This window comes from Bradyrhizobium sp. S3.12.5, assembly GCF_040548225.1.
Classification (GTDB): Bacteria; Pseudomonadota; Alphaproteobacteria; order Rhizobiales; family Xanthobacteraceae; genus Bradyrhizobium; species Bradyrhizobium cytisi.
Map to the genome: position 1 here is coordinate 1 of NZ_JBEPRF010000001.1, position 18,988 is coordinate 18,988.

Annotated in this window: 21 protein-coding genes; 12 read left to right on the forward strand and 9 right to left on the reverse strand. The window is 60.8% G+C overall.

All coding sequences use genetic code 11. The annotated features are described in order from the left end of the window. Positions 1-112: 112 nt before the first annotated feature. Positions 113-613, reverse strand: a complete 501-nt coding sequence (locus tag ABIC09_RS00005) for a YkgB family protein (protein ID WP_354108016.1) — start codon at positions 611-613, stop codon at positions 113-115. Between the two features lie 1,165 nt (positions 614-1,778). Between ABIC09_RS00005 and ABIC09_RS00010 the strand changes: the two genes are divergently transcribed. After that, on the forward strand, positions 1,779-2,693 hold the full coding sequence (locus tag ABIC09_RS00010; RefSeq protein ID WP_354108017.1) for a helix-turn-helix domain-containing protein: 915 nt from the start codon (positions 1,779-1,781) through the stop codon (positions 2,691-2,693). A 118-nt stretch (positions 2,694-2,811) separates the two neighbouring features. On the opposite strand, the gene ABIC09_RS00015 is transcribed toward ABIC09_RS00010, so the two are convergent. Both ABIC09_RS00015 and ABIC09_RS00020 read right to left on the reverse strand, forming a co-directional pair. Beyond that, positions 2,812-3,330, reverse strand: coding sequence for a YkgB family protein (locus ABIC09_RS00015; protein ID WP_354108018.1), 519 nt, complete (start codon positions 3,328-3,330; stop codon positions 2,812-2,814). A gap of 47 nt (positions 3,331-3,377) precedes the next feature. Continuing rightward, positions 3,378-3,914, reverse strand: coding sequence for a carboxymuconolactone decarboxylase family protein (locus tag ABIC09_RS00020; RefSeq protein ID WP_354108019.1), 537 nt, complete (start codon positions 3,912-3,914; stop codon positions 3,378-3,380). Positions 3,915-4,031: 117 nt separating this feature from the next. On the opposite strand from ABIC09_RS00020, the gene ABIC09_RS00025 reads away from it, so the two are divergent. The 10 genes from ABIC09_RS00025 (at position 4,032) to ABIC09_RS00070 (ending at position 13,011) form a co-directional block, all read left to right on the forward strand. Then, the gene (locus ABIC09_RS00025) at positions 4,032-5,042 is read left to right on the forward strand and encodes an AraC family transcriptional regulator (protein WP_354108020.1); all 1,011 of its coding nucleotides are present in this window, start codon (positions 4,032-4,034) and stop codon (positions 5,040-5,042) included. 611 nt (positions 5,043-5,653) lie between these two features. Then, a complete protein-coding gene (locus ABIC09_RS00030; protein ID WP_354108021.1) occupies positions 5,654-6,208 on the forward strand; it encodes a YkgB family protein in 555 nt (184 codons plus the stop codon). A gap of 77 nt (positions 6,209-6,285) precedes the next feature. After that, the gene (locus ABIC09_RS00035) at positions 6,286-6,861 is read left to right on the forward strand and encodes a carboxymuconolactone decarboxylase family protein (protein WP_354108022.1); all 576 of its coding nucleotides are present in this window, start codon (positions 6,286-6,288) and stop codon (positions 6,859-6,861) included. Positions 6,862-6,942: 81 nt separating this feature from the next. Then, positions 6,943-7,647: a glutathione binding-like protein gene (locus tag ABIC09_RS00040; RefSeq protein ID WP_354108023.1), complete on the forward strand. Its 705-nt coding sequence runs from the start codon at positions 6,943-6,945 to the stop codon at positions 7,645-7,647. Positions 7,648-7,713: 66 nt separating this feature from the next. Next, entirely contained in the window at positions 7,714-8,253 is a 540-nt protein-coding gene (locus ABIC09_RS00045; RefSeq protein WP_502917633.1) for a 2,4'-dihydroxyacetophenone dioxygenase family protein, read from the forward strand. Then, on the forward strand, positions 8,250-9,068 hold the full coding sequence (locus ABIC09_RS00050) for an alpha/beta fold hydrolase (RefSeq protein ID WP_354108024.1): 819 nt from the start codon (positions 8,250-8,252) through the stop codon (positions 9,066-9,068). The genes ABIC09_RS00045 and ABIC09_RS00050 overlap by 4 nt, the downstream gene beginning before the upstream one ends. Before the next feature lie 66 nt (positions 9,069-9,134). Beyond that, the gene (locus tag ABIC09_RS00055; protein WP_354108251.1) at positions 9,135-10,019 is read left to right on the forward strand and encodes a D-2-hydroxyacid dehydrogenase family protein; all 885 of its coding nucleotides are present in this window, start codon (positions 9,135-9,137) and stop codon (positions 10,017-10,019) included. 15 nt (positions 10,020-10,034) lie between these two features. Beyond that, complete coding sequence (locus ABIC09_RS00060) at positions 10,035-11,150, forward strand: SDR family oxidoreductase (RefSeq protein ID WP_354108025.1); 1,116 nt, start codon at positions 10,035-10,037, stop codon at positions 11,148-11,150. Positions 11,151-11,159: 9 nt separating this feature from the next. Then, complete coding sequence (locus ABIC09_RS00065) at positions 11,160-11,411, forward strand: DUF2798 domain-containing protein (protein WP_502917630.1); 252 nt, start codon at positions 11,160-11,162, stop codon at positions 11,409-11,411. A 682-nt stretch (positions 11,412-12,093) separates the two neighbouring features. Beyond that, the gene (locus ABIC09_RS00070; RefSeq protein WP_354108026.1) at positions 12,094-13,011 is read left to right on the forward strand and encodes a haloalkane dehalogenase; all 918 of its coding nucleotides are present in this window, start codon (positions 12,094-12,096) and stop codon (positions 13,009-13,011) included. Positions 13,012-13,121: 110 nt separating this feature from the next. On the opposite strand, the gene ABIC09_RS00075 is transcribed toward ABIC09_RS00070, so the two are convergent. Further along, positions 13,122-13,712, reverse strand: a complete 591-nt coding sequence (locus ABIC09_RS00075) for a hypothetical protein (protein ID WP_354108027.1) — start codon at positions 13,710-13,712, stop codon at positions 13,122-13,124. A 222-nt stretch (positions 13,713-13,934) separates the two neighbouring features. Here ABIC09_RS00075 and ABIC09_RS00080 point away from each other — a divergent pair, with 222 nt between their 5' ends. Next, positions 13,935-14,063, forward strand: a complete 129-nt coding sequence (locus ABIC09_RS00080; protein ID WP_354108028.1) for a hypothetical protein — start codon at positions 13,935-13,937, stop codon at positions 14,061-14,063. Between the two features lie 390 nt (positions 14,064-14,453). Here ABIC09_RS00080 and ABIC09_RS00085 read toward each other — a convergent pair whose 3' ends face one another. From ABIC09_RS00085 to ABIC09_RS00105, 5 genes are all read right to left on the reverse strand, one after another. Then, positions 14,454-15,557, reverse strand: a complete 1,104-nt coding sequence (locus ABIC09_RS00085; protein ID WP_354108253.1) for an alkene reductase — start codon at positions 15,555-15,557, stop codon at positions 14,454-14,456. A gap of 87 nt (positions 15,558-15,644) precedes the next feature. Beyond that, complete coding sequence (locus ABIC09_RS00090; protein WP_354108029.1) at positions 15,645-16,304, reverse strand: peroxiredoxin-like family protein; 660 nt, start codon at positions 16,302-16,304, stop codon at positions 15,645-15,647. A 146-nt stretch (positions 16,305-16,450) separates the two neighbouring features. Next, positions 16,451-16,768 carry a hypothetical protein gene (locus tag ABIC09_RS00095; RefSeq protein ID WP_354108030.1) on the reverse strand — a complete coding sequence of 106 codons (318 nt, stop codon included), beginning with the start codon at positions 16,766-16,768 and terminating at the stop codon, positions 16,451-16,453. Between the two features lie 374 nt (positions 16,769-17,142). Further along, positions 17,143-18,021 carry a LysR family transcriptional regulator gene (locus ABIC09_RS00100; protein WP_354108031.1) on the reverse strand — a complete coding sequence of 293 codons (879 nt, stop codon included), beginning with the start codon at positions 18,019-18,021 and terminating at the stop codon, positions 17,143-17,145. A gap of 411 nt (positions 18,022-18,432) precedes the next feature. Next, positions 18,433-18,987 carry a carboxymuconolactone decarboxylase family protein gene (locus tag ABIC09_RS00105; RefSeq protein WP_354108032.1) on the reverse strand — a complete coding sequence of 185 codons (555 nt, stop codon included), beginning with the start codon at positions 18,985-18,987 and terminating at the stop codon, positions 18,433-18,435. Position 18,988 lies beyond the last annotated feature (1 nt).

An 18,988-nucleotide genomic window follows, 5' to 3' on the forward strand; every position in this document is an offset into this window, starting at 1 on the left:
TCCCCACAGCCGCCCAAACCACCCGTTGCCACTGCGAGGAATTGCCGCATCCTTAGATGGACCACGCAAAACGAGAAAGATTGGCAAGCTCTCAGCGCGCCATCTAGAATGCTCATCGCTTTAGCTCGATGGCCGCACGAGCCAGATCATGCTTGAGCAGATAGAACGAAGCGGCGAGGAACATAACGTCCTTCACCAGGAAGCCGAGCGGCAAGGTCATGATCGGAAATCCGCCGGCCTCGGGGGCCCAACCACCGGGCAGGAAGGGAATGATGCCCGTGGTGCCGATGAAAGTCACAATCGATCCAAGCGCGCCAAGGATGCCAAGCCGCGGGCTCCAATAGCCGAGAAAAATGAGACAGCCGAAGATCGTTTCGGTTGTTCCGAGAAAGTAACCGGCTCCCCGGACGCCGAAGGCTGGGAGCAGCCAGAACACGACAGGGCTATGGCTGATCAGGGGGACCAGCATCTCGGCGGTATACTGGCTCCATTTTTGGATGCTGAAGGTCAAGAACGTAAAGACCATCGCAGCACGAATCAAATGACGGTCCAGGCCGCTGCGGAATGGAGCGGTCCTCGATGCATAAAGAATAAGCCCGTTCAACTGGTTCATGATGCCGTCTTTCTCATTCCTGTTTCCGCCAGCCTCGTGGACCGGTTCGGGGCGCCGTAAGTGCCTTTGCCTGCCCCGGGTAAGCGAATAGATAGAACGTGAGGTTCATCGAGACACGAGTGACGCGATAATCTGAGCAGATCCGAATGCTCGAAAAGCTAGACGGAACGCGCCCCGCGGCGTGAGTTCAACGATGTAAGAAGGTGTTAATCGTGCGGCTTTGTTCGTCGTGCAGAGAGATTTCGCAATGACCTTCCCATCGACAAATCCGATCGTGCGCGAAGTCTGCCTTACGGCGCATTGACATTATTTCGCTCGGGCCTGCCCAGGCCTCGTCAGGCGTCCGGGCTCGCTGGCGTCGTGGCGTCGCGTTTATGTCAGGCGCAAGACCGGGGTTGATTTCTCCGGGATCGAGAGGTGCCGTCGGTTTGGGCGTGGCAAGCGTCACGGTCGCGCCTTTATCGTCGCCAATCGGCGGCACGCAGCCCAGTGACAGGTGTGGCCCGTCAACGATGTCACCGAGGTGTTTCGCCCAGGAAGCGCTGCAGCGGCCTGATGGAGATTGCCTCCTAGTATTCGAATTGTGCGCGTTTCCTATCTCTAGGTTTCGAGTTTCGGCGCGCGCTATCGAGAAAGGGACGGTCGTCAAGTACGATCGACCACCTCTCCGCTCGACTGTTTTGCTGGCCTATGCGCGGGTCACCGACTCGCTAAAGGACGAGTCAGTCGCGAGCAGCATGGGGCTGAGCCTGAGATTTAACGACTTATTGCAAGATTAAACTCGTTTGGCTCGTGGGATTGCCCGAGAGATGATTTAGGGAGAGAAAATTGCGGGACCGCCGCGCGACCGCGCCGTATCACGACAAAGTAGACGGGCTCGATCATTTTGGCGGTTGAGAGTACGAGCTTCGACCTACGATAGTCTTGGAAATACATCAAACACCGGACGTTTGCTCTCGAACGAAGTGTGCACGGGGCGAGAGTCGGACGTCGGGAGCCGGCGCCGCCGATTTCGTCCGCCGAACTAGTGACCTTGGCGCAGTGTATCGCGACAAGCTGTTGCGCGCCGCTTTGCGCGCTTTCGAGGGACGGCGCTGCTGTGATCTGACCGTAAGCCACGTGCTGTCCGAATCTGAGCTGGAGGCATGCGATGGGAAGATCCAGGTTGTCGGGCCGCTCGACTGGCCTTTACGGTCGAAGCTTGGGAGAAAAGCTTGGCCTGGAGGAAGCACCGGCCATCGTGACGCGGACGCTAGGGCAGGCCGAGGTCGCCGCGACTCACCTTCAGGTGATCAATCCAACCCATGAGTTGTCAGGCTCCTTGCCATCCGTAGATGCGTACATGATCTCGCTTGCCATGGATGACGCCGCAAGGAACCACTATTGGGAAGGTGGTCGGCAGGTTTCATCCGCGCCGATTCGAGCGGGCCAAATACTGATCAGCGATATCAGGCGCGATCCGCGTGTGCTGGTGGATAGGCCCTACCAATCTGTCGTTTATTATTTGCCGAGAATGGCAATCGACCTCTTAACGGATGAAGCGGATCAGCCTCACATAGACGAGCTCCAGTACGAGCCCGGCGTGTGGATTTCGGACGAGACCATCAAACATCTGACGTTCTCGCTGACGCCGGCGTTTCGCAATCCCGAAGAGGTCAGTCGGCTTTTCATGGATCACGTGACGCTTGCCGTTGCAAGGCATACCACTCAAACCTACGGCGCAATAGCAGCGCCGAGGCCGGTGAAGGGTGGCCTTGCGCCGTGGCAGGAAAGACTGGCGAAAGAATTGATTGCCAACAATCTGGACGGGGCAATATCGCTCGGCAAGATCGCCGTAGCGTGCGGACTGTCGGTTGAGCATTTCTCGCGGGCTTTCCGCAATTCGACCGGCTTCCCACCGCATACTTGGTTGCTTCGCGCTCGCGTCGAGGCTGCGAAGGTCATGCTTCGGAACCAGGACGCCTTGTTGCCGGCGATTGCTCTCCGCTGCGGCTTTGCGGACAGAAGTCATTTTACGCGCGTATTCGGCAGGTTCGTGGGCCTCAGTCCTGGCGCTTGGCGTAAGTTGGTAACGCGATGACTTGTCGCGTTGCTGACCTTTGGGAGTTGGCGGTCGTCGAAATTGAATGCCTAAGCGCAATCGCCGGCGAGCGCGATGCTCGCCGGCGACGCAACGCCAATCATCGGCAGAGTGCCACCTAATGCCGAGTCAGGCGAACCAGGTCCTGTCTCAAGAGGTAGAACGAGACAGCGAGCAGAACGACGTCCTTCATGAGGAACGGGACGTTTCCGGTCATGGCGGGAAAGCCTCCCGCAGCTACATCCCAGCCTTCCGGCATAAAGGGGATGATCGTAACGGTCGCGATGAAGGTCCCGGTCGAGCCCAGGGCGCCGAGAACGCCGAGGCGCTTATCCCAGAACCCGGCGAGCAGCAGGGCTCCGAAGGTCCACTCCGATGTGCCCAGGAAATAGCTCGCGCCCGCATGCCCGAAGACCGGATAGAGCCACCAGATCAGCGGCCCGTTGCTGATGAACGGAACTAGGCGTTCGAACTCGTACGGAAACCACTTCTGATAGCCGAAGAAGAGGAACATGATCACCATCGAAGTTCGAACGACGTGATAGTCGAGGTCCTCCGCCAAGACGCCGGAACTGCGAAGCACTCGGGCGAATAGATTTTGGGCGCTTGAAGGGGCGGTGGAAGAAAGCACGGTCATTGTCGCGATCCTTTCATAGATTTGAGATCCGAGGCGCGGACTTCGCTTCATGCGGCCGCGGGAAAATCGATCTCGGTGTCGTTGATGCGGTTGAAGACGTTGGTGAAGACAGTGGTTGCGAACGCCAGGCTGATTTCGACCAACTGAGCGTCGGTGTACCCGGCGGCCTTGATGGCGGCGAAGTCTTCGTCGCTGACCGTGCCGCTCGAGCGCGCCAGCTTTCGGACGAAAGCAACCAGTGCGTCGCGCTTGGTGTCGCCGGTGGGTTCGCCGCTGCGGATCTGATTGAGCGCCGTCGGCACTACTCCTGCGAGCTTGGCGAGGTGATTATGTGCCGCCACGCAGTAATGACAGCCGGCAGCGTCGCTGATCACCAGCTTGATCACTTCTTGGTCGCGCCTGCTGAGCGATCCGGAGGCGAGCACGGCATCTGCCGCCAAGATAGACTTGAGGGCGGCGGGGCCATGGGCGCCGATGGCCGCGAACGTGTTGGGCACTCCACCGATCGCCTTTTTCAGTTGCGCGTAGATTTCACCGGTGGCGCCTGTGGCGGACTGAAGATCGGGAACGGATAGACGGGACATTTGACACTCCTTGTTTGGGGGTTGGGTAACGATTGCGGAGTGATTGTATGACCAGGCGATGAGACGTTGAATGCCTACCGGTCTCGAGTATATGCTTGATCGTCTCATGAGAACGGGGTGTCCGCCATGGATTGGCTGAGTCGACTTTTCGAAATGATGCCGGTGCGGGGGCGGCTCGACCTGCGATGCTCCTATGGCGCGCCATGGCGCATCGATCAGGGGCCGGGCGAGGCAAGCGAAATTCCGTATCACGCGGTCGTCGGCGGATCGGCCTTGCTGGACGACCCGGCCGGCGGCAAGCCGCTGCGGCTGGAGACCGGAGACATCCTGTTGCTTCCCGGCAATCCGCGTCACGTCATGCACGACGGCAGCGGCGCTCGCGCGAAGCGGGCGCAAAACCACCAACAGGTCAACCTGATCGTCAGCGAGAACGCCGGCCGCGGCGAGCGGCTCGATCTGCTCTGCGGCCACTTCGCGATCGCGCCTCCGCACGACCGATTGCTGCGCGGCTATCTGCCGCCGCGCTTGGTCGTGCACTCCGCCATCGGAAGCGGGCGGGCCGAGACGGCCGCTCAGCTCGCAGGGCTCGTATCCTTGATGCGCAGCGAATCGATGGACGACCATCTGGGCGGTCGTGCGATGCTGAACGCGCTATCGACGGCGATGTTCGCGCTCGCGTTGCGGCTCGCCAGCGAGGCTGAGAACGCGCCCCGCGGCATTCTTGCCCTGGCCGGGCACCCTCGGTTGGCGCCGGCGGTGGCGGCTCTGTTCAACGAGCCGGCACGCCCATGGTCTCTGCCGGACCTGGCGCGCCTGTGCAACATGTCGCGGGCGACGCTCGCGCGTCAATTCCAGGAGAAGCTGGGTCGCTCGGCCAGCGATCTTCTGTTGGATGTCCGGATGACGCTCGCCGCGACCGAACTGAGAAAATCGTCTCTTTCCACCGGCGCCGTGGCGGAAGCTGTGGGGTATCAATCGGAAGCCGCCTTCCAACGAGCTTTCAAGGGCCACATGGGTCTCACGCCGGCTCAATGGCGCAGGATGCAGGAGTTGCCGGGCCAAGGTATTTTCTCGAGCCTGGCAACTCCCAGCGAGGCCAATCGGCCGCGGGCCGATGTCGGCGGTTAAGGCGCTACCTCACTAGCGACCGGCGGGCGCCGACCAGCCCCCCGTGTAGATGCTTGACGGTACCGATGGAGCGGCCGGAATCGCAGCGTTACTGTCGCGCCAACTCTCCGACTTCGGGCCGCCGAAATAGCGCTCGGAGCCTTGCGCTGAGATCGGTTGTGCCTTGGCATGGTGGCGCATCTTGGCCGACGACGGCTGAATCGTCGAAGTGACTGAAACGGATAGCACGAGAACGGAAGCGAGAATCGAAAGTCGTGACATTGGACACTCCTTGTTGCCGGTGAGCAGTGATCGCGGAGCGCATGTAGGCGTCGGCTCGGGATCGCCAGTGTAGTTTCGTTCGCGATGAGCAACGATTTACGCCAATTGACATCTCACAACGATCCACGACCTCCGCGTTTGCGGTGCATCGTGACCGCACAGGCCTTGGCTCGCTGCTGTCGGCGCCGGAGCTAAGCTCGATTAACAGTATCTTAGACTGTTTAACTCGCCCCAATAGCGAAACTGCGCGACGCTTTGCGAGAAATGCATTCTGACGTTGCCAAAACGCCTGTCCCGGTAGAGCGGTTGCGGTGCTGCCATTTCGTCCGGTGCTCTTTGGAGGAAAAGACATGATCCTTCTCAACACGATCATCGCTCCCATTGCCCTGATCATGCGTCGCTTCGGACTTCTGACCGAAGATCTCGATTATCATCTGGTTCGCGCATCGATGGTGATCATGTTCTTTCTCTTCGGGTACCAGAAGTGGTGGCCCTATGAAGCGGAACGCCTGGTGCCCTATATCAGCAACGGGCCGCTGATCTGGTGGCTGTATCCCGTATTCGGACATCAAGGCGCATCCTATTTCCTGGGTATCTCCGAATGGACTTTCGGCGCTTTGCTGTTCGCGGGCTTCTGGGAAAAGCGGCTCGGTATTCTCGGTGCGCTTGGCTCGACCGGGACCTTCATCGCGACCGTCACGATCATCCCCTTCATGCCAAACGGCTGGGATCCCGCGGCAGGATTTCCTGCGATGTCGGGTGATGTCCCGTTCTTGTTGAAGGACCTCATTCTGCTCGCCGTGTCGTTCTATCTGCTTCGACAAGACGTGGTCCGCGTCGCCAGGAACGCTCGTGTGGTCTCCAATTCCAGGCTCGGCAGGCTCGTGCATTCCGGCCAGGAATGAATGATATCGCTTCAGGCAGTCTGCTCTGGAGCCGGACGGCCGGGCAAACCTAGCCGTCACATCATGGGAGACGACAGATGATCAACGGCTTCACGCTTCACGACGCTGCGACCGCACCAACCGCATCGTCCAAGGTGCTTGAGGGGGTACAGAAGGCCTGGGGATTTGTTCCCAACCTGCATCGCGTGCTGGCGGAGAGCCCGGCTGCGATCGAGGCCTACGCGACCTTGTGGGGGATCAGCGAAAAGACGGCATTCACGCCGGAGGAGCGGAATATCGCCTACATCGCGATCATCTACGAGAACGAGTGCACCTATTGTATGGCCGGGCACACCAATCTGTCGCGCGTGGCCAAGGTAGAGCCTGACACGATCGCCGCGGTTCGCGAGGGGCGCCCGATCGCCGATCCGAAACTTGAGGCGCTGCGGCGGTTCGCCGCCAAAGTGACCCGCGACCGCGGTGCAGTCAGCGAGGCGGACGTCTCCGCCTTCAAGTCGGCCGGTTACGACAATCGCGCTGTCCTGGACGTGCTCGTTCTCGCGGCTACCAAGCTGATCTCGAATTACACCAACCACCTGGCTCAGACGCCGCTCGATGCCTTCATGAAGGGTGCCGAGTGGGATCCGCCGGGCAGGCTCAAGCCCGCCGCCTGACCCGTGGCCGGCGCCGCCCGTTCCCTCATAGGACGGGCGGCGTGGTCGTCCTGCATATAGCGCCGAGCCGTGGAGACCCACATGATTGAATTCTATTACTGGCCCACGCCCAACGGGCACAAGATCACGATGTTTCTCGAAGAAGCCGAGCTGGATTACCGGATTCATCCGGTCGACATCAGTTCTGGAGACCAGTTCAAGCCCGACTTCCTAGCGATCTCTCCGAATAACCGTATGCCGGCGATCATAGATACCGCGCCGTCCGACGGAGGCGAGCCGATCAGTGTATTCGAGTCGGGCGCTATCCTGCTTTACCTCGCGGAGAAGACCGGTCGCTTCCTGCCGACGGATGTACGTGGTCGCAAGACCGTGACGGAGTGGCTGTTCTGGCAGGTGGGCGGGCTCGGGCCAATGGCCGGGCAAAATCACCATTTTGGGGTCTACGCACCCAGCAAGATTCCGTATGCGATCGATCGCTACGTTGCGGAGACAAACCGTCTCTATGGCGTGCTCGATCGTCGTCTCGAAAGCCGTGCGTTCGTCGCCGGCGATCGCTATGGCATCGCTGACATGGCCTGCTATCCCTGGGTCGTCCCTTGGAAGCGTCAGCAACAGAATTTGGAGGACTTCCCGAATTTGCGTCGCTGGTTCGAGATGGTGCGCCAGCGTCCCGGGACGTTGCGGGCCTACGCGCGAGGCGAGCCGTTCTCAGGCCGCCCGACGGTCACGGAAGACGGAAAGAAGATTCTGTTCGGGCAAACAGCGAGCAGGGCGTCGGTGGTCTGACGGCGTGGATAGAGCGTCGTTTCAAGCGATGGAAGGAGAACAGCGATGAGGTCATCGTTGGAAAACATGCAGCCGTCTGGAAGCAGGCCCATCGATCAAAGCAAGATCGCTTACCAGAAACCGCAGCCCGGCGGCATGGTGCGGGATGTATTCATTGGCTCTGCACTGGAGCTTGACGGGGACGAACGGGAATGGGTCCCGCAATCGCCGACCGTCGCCTTCAAGCCGCTCGTGCTCAATGTGAGCCAAGGCTACTACATCAACATCCTTCGGGTCCGGTCCTCGGGTGTGTTGTCGCGCCACAGACATTCCGGACCGGTGCATGCCTTCACGTTGCGCGGAAGCTGGCGGTACCTCGAGCACGACTGGGTAGCGTCCCCCGGGGACTATGCGTTCGAGCCGCCCGGCGAGACGCACACGCTCGTCGTTCCGGATGCCGTCAAGGAGATGGCCACGCTCTTTCACGTGACGGGCGGGTACACCTACGTCGATCCTTACGGCGAGGCGCTCGGATATGAGGATGTCTTCACCAAGCTCGAACACGCCGTGCAGCATTACGAGGCCGTCGGGCTCGGCAAGGACCATGTGAAGAGGATCGTTCGATGACAAGAAGAGAGACTGTCGATGTGGCCGGCGTTCCCATCAGCTATCTGACCGCCGGCGAGGGGGGGCAGTTGCTGCTGTTGCTTCATGGCACCTATTGGAGTCGTGTCTGGCAGCCGGTGCTCGACGATATAGCCGCGGGGGGGCTTCGTCCGGTCGCGATCGATTTTCCCGGTTTCGGCCGTTCCGGGGGTGAACTGACGGTCGAACAAGCATCGATTCCTAGCCTCTCAAATTGGCTCGTTGGCTTCCTCGAAGCACTCGGACACACGGGGCCGGTCATGGTTGCCGGCCACGACATCGGCGGAGGGGTGGCGCAGCATCTTGCCCTCGGAGGTGTCATCGAAGTGCCGCGCGTGGCCGTCATCAACGGTACGATGTACGACTCGTGGCCGGTGCCGGGCGTCGCCCGTTTCCGGGATCCCGCCGTGGCCGCGGCGACCACACGCGACGACGTACTCGCCGCGCGACGGGTATCCGCCGTCAAAGCGCTAGGCCGTTCCGCGAGCGAAGCCGAACTGAGCGAATATCTCGATCCATGGAGAGATCCGAGGGTGGCCCGATCGTGGCTGGCGCTCGCGGGAGCGGCTGACCATCGGTACACGATGGAGATGCTGCCCGCCCTCCTGAAATCGCAGATGCCAAAGCTTCTCGTGTGGGGCGAGGACGACCAATTCCAGACTATCGATTATGCCGAGCGATACGCTCGTGAGATTCCGCAAACGCGCCTCGTTCGGATCAAGTCTGCCGGCCACATTCCGATGGAGAACAACCCGAAAGCGGTAGCTCGAGCGCTGACCGATTTCTTCGCCGCATAACACGAGTGACGGAGGACTTCTGTGAAGGTTGCAATTCTGGACGACTATCCGAACGTGGCACTGCAAATGGCCGATTGGTCCGCGGTGAGGCGGCAAGCTGATATCACTGTATTCAACGATCACGTTGCCGATCCCTCGGCCGTCGTCGCGCGTCTGCACCCGTTCGACGTGGTGTGTGCCATGCGTGAACGTACGCCGCTGACCAGAGAAATCCTGGAGAAACTGCCGAATCTCGGGTTGATTGCATCGACCGGACCGCGCAACGCCGCGATCGACAGTCAGGCTGCAGCCGAACTTGGCATTGCGGTGACCATGACCGGCTACGACTCGACGCCGACGATCGAATTCACCTGGTCGCTGATTCTCGCCAGCGTGCGAGGACTCGATCGGGAAGCGGCTTCGCTCCGCCGCGGTGGCTGGCAAACGGGGCTCGGCGCCAACCTGAGAGGCAGGACATTGGGTGTTCTGGGGCTTGGCAACGTTGGAAGAGAAGTCGCCCGCATCGGAGCCGCCTTCGGAATGAAGGTGATCGCCTGGAGCCAGAACCTGACTGCGGACAATGCCGACGCGGTCGGCGCAACTCTCGTCGACAAGCAAACACTGTTTCGAGATGCCGACATCGTCACGGTCCATGTCGTGCTGAGCCATCGCACGAATGGCCTGGTCGGCGCAGCCGAATTTGCCCTGATGAAGCCGTCAGCGCGGCTCGTCAACACGTCGCGCGGGCCGATCGTGGACGAGCCCGCCTTGATCGAAGCACTACGAACGCGCCGGATCGCGGGCGCTGCGGTTGACGTCTTCGATATCGAGCCGTTGCCCGCCGACCATGCCTTTCGGAAGCTCGAAAACGTTCTTGCGACACCGCACATCGCTTACGGCACCGAAGATCTCTACCGGATTTTCTACGGCGATGTCGCGTCGAACATCGCAAGATGGCTCGAGTCCCGCTGACATAAGGTCAAGTTGATGAAGCGGAGCAGCGCAAAGAAGCCCGTTCGGAACAAGGTTCTGGTTACCGGTGCCAGTGGCCTCTTGGGTATCGCCGCGATCGAGAAATTCCTGTCCGCGGAGTGGAACGTCGTGGGCGTGTCACGCCGTAGGCCCGAGCTCCCCAGCGGCCGAAGCGTCGACTATCTTTCGGTCGATCTCCGGGACGAAACGAAGGCCCGCGATGCGTTCGAGAAGCTCACCGACGTCACGCACATTGCCTATACGGCTCTGCACGAGAAGCCCGAGCTGGTCGCCGGCTGGTCGAGCAAGGATCAGATCGATACCAACAACGCCATGCTGCGCAACATGGTCGAGCCGATATTGCGAAAGGCCCCCAACTTTCGGCACATCAGCATCCTGCAGGGAACAAAAGTCTACGGCGTGCACCTGCATCCGATCCCGATTCCGGCTCGTGAGCGCGACGCCCATCCGGATCACCCGAACTTCTTTTTCGACCAGGAGGCCTTCGTCCGCGAAAGGGGGGCAAAGCATGGGTTCGACTACACCGCGTTACGTCCCCAACTCGTCACCGGTCCGACGCCGGGGGCGTTGAACGTTCTCCCCGCGATCGGCGCGTATGCGGCGATCCGCCGCGAGAAGGGCGAGCCGTTCGGCTTTCCGGGTGGGCCGTCGTTCGTTTGGGAAGCTGCCGACGCAGACCTCGTCGCCGACGTCATGGTATGGGCGTCGCAATCGCCCGAAGCCGCGAACCAAGCGTTCAACATCACCAACGGCGACGTCTTCGAATGGCGCAACGCTTGGCCGGGTCTGGCCGAAACGCTAGGCGTGCGAGCCGGGCCTGATGTGGAAACGAGTCTCGCCGTGTATCTCAAAGAGAATGAGGACGTTTGGGACCGGATCGCGGCCAAACACGAACTTCGTGCCCGGAACCTGAGGGAGTTCGTCGGTCAGGGCGACCAACATGCGGACTTCGCATTCGCTCTCGGCGCTCCCGCTGGGCCGCGGGCTTTCGTGAGCACTATCAAGCTCCGACAAGCCGGGTTCACGAAGACTGTCGATACCGAAGCCTCTTTCAGCGCCGCGCTCCGATCCCTGATGGATCGCAAGTTCCTGCCGGCAGCGGTGACGTGAGCCGACGAAATGTCAGCGTCGAAGGTGAGTATGCCGGCGATTCCGCAGAAATATAGCCACTTCGTCTTTGGGACCCTGCAGTCGGGTTTGACCAGCGCAATTGCCACAGCCATCGCCAGTTATCCGCTCATGAATTCGGGCCACATTCTGACTCACTGGGTCCAGTCGTGGCTCTTCTCCTGGTTGGTCATGCTACCCGTCGTGCTCTTTGCCGCGCCGGTCCTTCGCAAACTGTCGCTCGCTCTCACCAGCAAGGAATGAGAGTTCAATAAGGTCGCATCGGCCCGGTGCGGCGCCGCCCGGGAACGCCGATCTGGAATGGTCAGATAGGCGGCGTGCGGAATAAAAGTTATTCCGATTGGGAATGAGAGCTTGGAGGAGGTTCCGAGCTAGGATTCGGGGCGGATGACTCGGCGAAGCCGGGTCCAGTTAGGGCTTAGGCGCGGCCTCGGATCTTGCTTTTGTGCTTCCTATAGAAGTCTTTCAGGCGCGGCATCAGTCACCTGCCCGCGAAAGTCGGCCGCGTTGCGAGATGCAGGGATCCTCGGCCGGCGGGGTATGCCATGGCCCGCAACGATGCTCTGCCGATACGCTGCAGCGCGCCGGTGAGTTCGCGCTGATACATGGCACCGACTTCCGTGAGGGCGATCCGCCATCCCTCGCGACGGAACGGGTGACTTCCATAAGTGCCTCAAGTGCAGTGCCAGCCAGCTTATCGCGCGCAGAGCGAGCGACGTTTGTCCGCTGCGTGTGTGAAGCTGAGATGCCTGGCGGGCGCGACGACATCGAAGGAGTGAGGCAGCGTGGCTGGATCCATAAGCTCAGCCCGAAAACGTCGCTCGCTTGAGTTCGCGGAGGGGCAAACCAACGTTGTGGCACCGCTCCACTCGTTTGAGAGTGATGGAAACAAGGAATCGCGGTCACGGATCTAGGGAGGAGTTGGATGTATGGACGAAGCAGTGCGGTGAAGCGGCGGCCGATAAGCGCTGCATTCCCGTACGAAATGAAACGAATGCCTGTGCTCGGCACCGAGATGGCGTACGTGGATATCGGACAGGGTGATCCGATCGTGTTCCTTCATGGCAATCCGACATCATCCTACATGTGGCGGAACGTTATCCCATATGCAGTGCCGTTCGGACGCGTCCTCGCGCCCGACCTGATCGGCTTTGGCCGATCTGGCAAATCGCCGCGGGGCGCGTATCGCTTCTTCGACCACGTCGCCTATCTCGACGCCTGGTTTGAGAAGATGGCTCTGACCAAGAATATCGTGCTCGTAGTGCAGAATTGGGGTGCCGCTCTTGGGTTCAATCGAATCTTTCGTCATCCCGATAGCGTTTCAGGCGTCGTCTACATGGAGGCGATGGTCCGCCCTCGTCGATGGACCGATATGCCTCCTGAGCGTCAGATGATCTTCAGGCGCCTGCGCGGCATCGAAGGAGCGAGTCTTGTGCTGCGTGACAACTTTGCCGTCGAAAAGATGCTGTTCGAATACGGCATCATTCGAAGGTTGAGTGACGAGGAGAAGGCGGTTTATGCGGCCCCGTTCGATACGCCGGAATCGAGATTGCCGACACTAGTCTTACCTCGCGACACTCCGTTCGAAGGAGAGCCTGCCGATATCAGCGCTGCAGTCGAGCGTTATAGTGCGTGGATCGGGGCGAGCGGATACCTTCCCAAACTCTTTATCGATGTATCGCAAGGCCACGGCACGGCCGGAGCGGCCCGAAAGCACTGTCTCAATTGGCCGAACCAGATCGTGGTCAGAGTCGAAGCGAAGCACTATGTACCCGAGGATGCCCCGCACGAGATCGGTGAAGCCCTCGTCGAATTCCTAAAGCAGGTTCGGGGCCGCGTATGAACAAGAGCTCGCGCCCTCGCGAGAACGCGCTTCGTGACGCGCTCGGTCCGGCGGTTCGCTTCGATACAGCGCATAAGGCCGCGTACGCATCTGACGCCTCCAACTAAGCGTCACCTACAAGCGATCTCCAGCTCATCGAAATCGCGTGTTGCCTCGTCCTTGTCCGCGCCTTTCGCGTTGACAAACCGCATATTTACCCGCGGCGGAAGGGCGAAGTCTACGTCTAGGTAAGCAGTTCCAAACTTCATGGTATTTTGGATTCGTTTGGCCGCAACGGCGCTGCTGATTAACCCAGCGACCAGTACACCGGCGCCTGCCGATCCTTTCGCGGCAATCTCCTCAATTTTCTGAGCCGGCGGCGCACCTCCCGACTTCAATCGCAGGCGCGCCTTGGGTGGCAGGCCCCACGTAACTTTGAAACTGCTGACCTCATATCCCATTTGCTCCAGGAGCGGCAGCGCAGCTCCGACTTGCTGAGTAAAGGAATTGAATTCAGCCATCATCTTGCTTGAGGTATCGGAGAAATCTGGAATGCTGAGATCGGGGACAGAGGGGAGTGACACCGATGGAAGTGACAGCATAGACGGCAACATATCCTTCGCCGATTTTGCGATGGTGTCGATTGTGCCCGCGGGCTTTTCGTCCGCCCCGACGGCGCTAATGCTGGCGATCATTGCGACCGAAGCGACGAACATTCTCATCACGCTATTCTCCCGCGTTATGGTGGCGCTCAGCGCGAAATTGTTTTGCGATAATCATCGATCATGGCGGCTGTGACATCAGCCGGGTAACAGAGCGGTGCAGCGCCGCCCGGTCGCGAATAGGCGCTTCTCCCTCCGCATGCGCGACCGCTGCGGGTGAGGTCATCCGGGCAAGCGCAAGGGTGGCCGGTGGCGTAATAGCGGTCTCGACTAGCCTTAACGATGATTGCCGCGATCGCCGCCGCAGTCAGCGCAACCTCGAGCTTCTGCTTTACTTCCGATGTCGGAGGCGCCAGCTTCGATGGATTGGGCTTCGCCGCCGTTTGCGTCGATGTGCTCGGCGAGGGCTGAGGCTTGTCAGGTTGGGCTTCCTGCGGTGTTTCGGCGAGCGCGACTGGCTTGGCTGTGCGGGGTGCAATTGCTGACTGCGGCGGCGGAGCCGTAGGCGCGTCATGGCGCCCGGCCGTATAGGCAATCAGGGCTGTAAGCCCTACTAGGATAAAGACCGCTCCTCCCCGCATGGCGGATATTCAAACTGAGGAGGCTGACCCGCGCAAGATGTACCAATGGCTAGAGACACCGCGTTCAGTCTCAATTTCATCCAGCGTAATCGATTGCGACCAGCCTTCTCAAAAAGTACCCCAGTCGCTCGAAGCGCGTATAAGCTTCGAGTTTAAGTGATGCCATCGTCGGCGAGCCCTGAACTCGCCGGCGATACCTTCGATATCGGGCGAACGTCGCTCAGGCGGCGACCGCAGCTTCCGCGGGTGGGTAGTCCGTATAGCCCCGCGCGTCACCGCCGTAGAAAGTCGAGCGGTCGTAGCGGGTGAGCGGCAATTCGCGCCGAATGCGCTCCGGCAGATCCGGATTCGCGATAAAGTGGCGGCCGAAGGCGACGAGGTCGGCATCGCCGAAAGTGACGGCGGCCTCGGCCGAAGCCGGGGTGAAACCGCCGGCGGCGATCAGCGTCCGTGAGAATCTCTTACGCAGGTGCTGGGCACCGATCGCAGTCTCGTCGTGCGCGACGTCCTCGGTGCCTTTGATGCGCGGCTCGACGACGTGGAGATAAGCGATCCCCAGGCGGTCAAGCTCGGTCGCGACATACCCGAAGGTCGCCCGTGGATCGCTGTCCGACATGGATCCATAGGTGCTGCTCGGAGAGATGCGCACGCCGACGCGATCGGGTCCCCAGACCGAAATCGCGGCCTGCGTCACCTCAAGCAGAAAACGCGCGCGGTTCTCGATCGGACCGCCGTACTCATCGGTGCGCTTGTTCGTCCCGTCCTGCAGAAATTGATCGGGTAGATAGCCGTTCGCGCCGTGGATTTCGACGCCATCGAAACCAGCCCGCAGCGACCGTTCGGCGCTCGACCGAAACTCCTCGATGATGGCGGGGATCTCATCCAGCTCGAGGGCGCGCGGCACCGAGAAAGATGCTTCGCCGCGTTTGGTGTACGCGTAGCCCTCGGCCGCGATCGCGGACGGCGCGACCGGCGCATCTCCGTGCGGCTGCAGGTCGACATGCGATTGCCGGCCGACGTGCCACAATTGCTGGAAGATGCGGCCACCCTCGGAATGGACCGCGTCGGTGACGCGCTGCCATCCTGCGATCTGGGTGTCTGAGTAGATGCCTGGTGCGCCGGCATATCCATAGCCGCGGATCGAGACAGGCGTCGCCTCGGAGATGATCAGGCCGATTTTGGATGCGCGCTGGGTGTAGTATTTGACCATCAGCTCGTTCGGAATGTTACCCGGATCGGATCGCATCCGCGTCAGGGGAGCCATCACGACGCGATGGGACAGTTCGTAGGGACCGACCTTGCTGGAGGTGAACAATTTGGACATCGGAGTCTTCCTTTGGGAATCTGAATGAAGATGACAGCGACCGATGGTCGGCGGCGGTCCGCGCTCCATCGGCCGCATCATGGACCGTCAGGCATGGACGGAGACTGCCCGCTGCAGGACCGGGATCATGTCGCTGGGCTCGGGCCGGCGGGTGTAGTCCGGGTTGACTTCTGAGTAGAGGATCACGCCGTCCTGGCCGATGACGTAGCGGGCCGGCATTGGCAGCGTCCAACTCGGATCATCATTGAACGTCGGCAGGTCGTTCTTGAGCTGCTTGTAGAGCTCGACCAGATATTCTGGCAGGTGGAAGCGCAGACCGAAGGCGGAGCCAACGTTGCCCTTCACGTCCGACAGGATCGGAAAAGAGAGTTTGTTCTGACGCACCGATTTCCGGCTATTTGGAGCTGTTTGCGGCGAGATCGCGATCAGGGAAGCGCCATACCTGTCGAATTCGGGCTTGAAGGCCTCGAGCGCCTGTAGCTCCATGTTGCAGTAGGGGCACCAGACGCCTCGGTAGAAGCTTAGGATCAACGGGCCGCGCCTCAACAGGTCCCCCGAGTTGACGACGTTCCCGTCCGGATCCTTCAGAGAGAAGGACGGGGCGACATCGCCAGCCTTCTTGGCGCGCCGGGCGGCTCCCGACTCGGTCAACTCGGCGGTGGCGCGGAGCATGATCTCGATCATTGCGGCAGGCTTTCCAGCCTGGAATTCGGCTCTGAAAGCGTCGAGCTTGGCTTGTAGCGACATGACGGTCTCCTTTGAATTGCGTGGGACGGCGGAGCCGCCCGTTTCGTTGAACTCATGCGAGGAAAATAGAGCAGACCGTCTCATCAGGTAGCTGGGTCGCTGGACTAGAGCTTATTCCATCGCGGAATGATCGATGCCGGCCGGAGTTAGCAGCGCCTGCAGATCACCAGCTTAGCGTCCAGCTCGCGGTCTTCCTGGATTTGCTGGCGCTCCCAGTCCGAAACCGCTTCGTGCTGCGGGACGTCCGCCTGGCTCGGTTGGCGGTGACCGACCGGAGCGATCCACGGCGTGCTCGATGTCAACAGGATCGGCTTATGATCTTGGACGGCGGCCGCCGGCAGTTCGGGAAATACCGCAGCGTTATCTTGTCGAGGGGTCGCGTTCGCCGACGAGATCAGGCTGGCGAGTGCGGCGGCGACGGCGACAGCGCGGACAGAGCTATTCAGGGTAACAGGGCGGGGCATGGTGACACTCCTTTGCGGGAAGCTCGGGATGAGCAACTCCCTGGAATGTCACCAGCTTACGGATTTTCATGAGATGATGAATGCTAAGAGAGCGCAGAAATATGCTCGTTCAACTCATACGCAGGAATGCTCTCCGGGTGGCCGCTGGAGACGGCATTGCGCGCTCCGAAGCGGGCTCGGACGCCCAGGATCCGGAAACGCCGCTTTCGGATATGAGGGGGCTGTGGAAGGTCCCGAGACCGGGGAGGTTTTTGGTCGAGATTCTCGCGCGAAGCGTTCTGAGGCGCGTCCAATCCGACGACAATGTGGTCGGGGCGACCGGATCTCAATTCGAGAGTGCAGCAGAGCGATCCGAAGAATGCGCTTGCTGCCGGCTATGACTTGAACATGCGCTCGAAGAAATCCACGAACGCCCTCGCCTTGGCGGTCGCGGCGCGTCCGGTCGGAAGCACGGCCCATAGGTCGAGCGGTGGTAGGCTCCATTCCAAGAGGACCGCGCGGACCGCGCCCGATCGAAATTCGGGGCTGAACATCCACTCGGACGCAATGGCAACGCCTGCATCGGCGAGCACTGCGGCTCTGAGGCCTTCCGCGGCGGTCACCCGAAGCCGGCTCTGAACGGTCACGGCCAATTCCGTGCTTTCGCGTTGGAAGGACCAAACGCTCCCCTCCCGCAGATAGATTATGGTCTGGTGCTGGCTTAGTTCACTCGGCGTGGAAGGCGTGCCCGCACGATCGAAGTAGGAGGGCGTGCCCAGTACGAACCGCTTGCATCGCGCAACACGGCGAGCCGTCAGTGACGAATCCATCATCTTTCCCATACGTAGCGCCACATCTATGCCTTCCTGGACGAGATCGATCTGGCGGTCGTCCATAACGACCTCCAACTCCAGGTCCGGATGTTGCGCCAAGAACCTCGGTAGTATCGGAATGAGATGGATCCGGGCGAAAGTGACGGCCGCGCAGACGCGCAGGCGTCCCTTTAGTCCCGCGCCGGCGCCCCGCGCCGCAAGCTCTGCCTCAGCCGCTTCTTCCAGCGCCCGCCTGGCGCGCTCCAGATAGCCCAGACCTGCTTCCGTCGGAGTGAGCCCCCTGGTTGATCGCGTCAGCAGCTTGACCCCGAGATAGTCCTCAAGCTGCGCAATCGACTTCGATACTGCCGGCTGGCCTACCCGAAGCTGCCGGGCCGCCCCGGAGAAGGATCCTGTCTCCACTACCCGCACGAAAGTCTCCATCGAGGCCAGACGGTCCATCCTATTCTCCGCAGAAATGAGCGATATCGCTCCGCCCTGTCTGCCATGTCGCCCGGGAATTGGCCACCAGTGCGTGCATCCGACCGGCCGTGGAGAGAAGCGATGACGACCTATCCGCGCCCGATCGTAACATCCGCCCGAAGCGCGAGATCCGACGCTCGTCGCATGTAGCGGGCGAAGGCCGCCGCGCACGGAGCAGCTCAGACTCGAGAGAAGCTCTGCTTGCCTACGCGACGACGGGAAACCCTGTGGCGAGCGTCGCGATCATCGTCGCGTCGCATCTTGAGTTGCTACTGAGATTCATTCCCTCCGGCAGAGGATAATCCCCGAGCGCGTTGCGGAAAAAGGCGCCGCCCTCCGAGGGAAGAGGGCGGCCAGTCCGGGAGGAACTCGAGCGTCTACTTGTGTGGGTCAGTGAACAAGATCGCGTTCTTCGATCGCAGGGAAATCGATTGCCGTATCGTTGATGCGGTTGAACACGTTTGTGAATACGGCCAACGCGAAGGCGAGACTTATATCCACGAGCTGGGCGTCGGTGTATCCGGCGCTTTTGATCGCGACGAACTCCTGTTCGCTGATGGTGCCGCGTTTCTTCGCGATCGTGCGGACGAACCGGACCAGCGCATCACGTCTGAGGTCGCCGGTCGGGCTGCCGTCTCGGATCTGCTGCAACGCCTCCGGCGTCAGCCCGGCAAGTGTCCCGAGTAGGTTATGCGCCGCCACGCAATAGTCGGATCCGGCGATACTGCTGACGACAAGCTTGATAGTCTCTCGATCGCGTTTCGTAAGCGTCCCGGTACTGAGCACGGTATCCGCTGCGAGCATCGTCCTCAGCGCTGCGGGCCCGTGCGCCCCCATGACAGCGAAGGCATTTGGCACGCTGCCGATAGCCGCCTTGATTTGACCGTACAGCTCTGCCGTTCGCCCCGTTGCGCGGTCTATGTCGGGAACAGCGATGCGAGACATT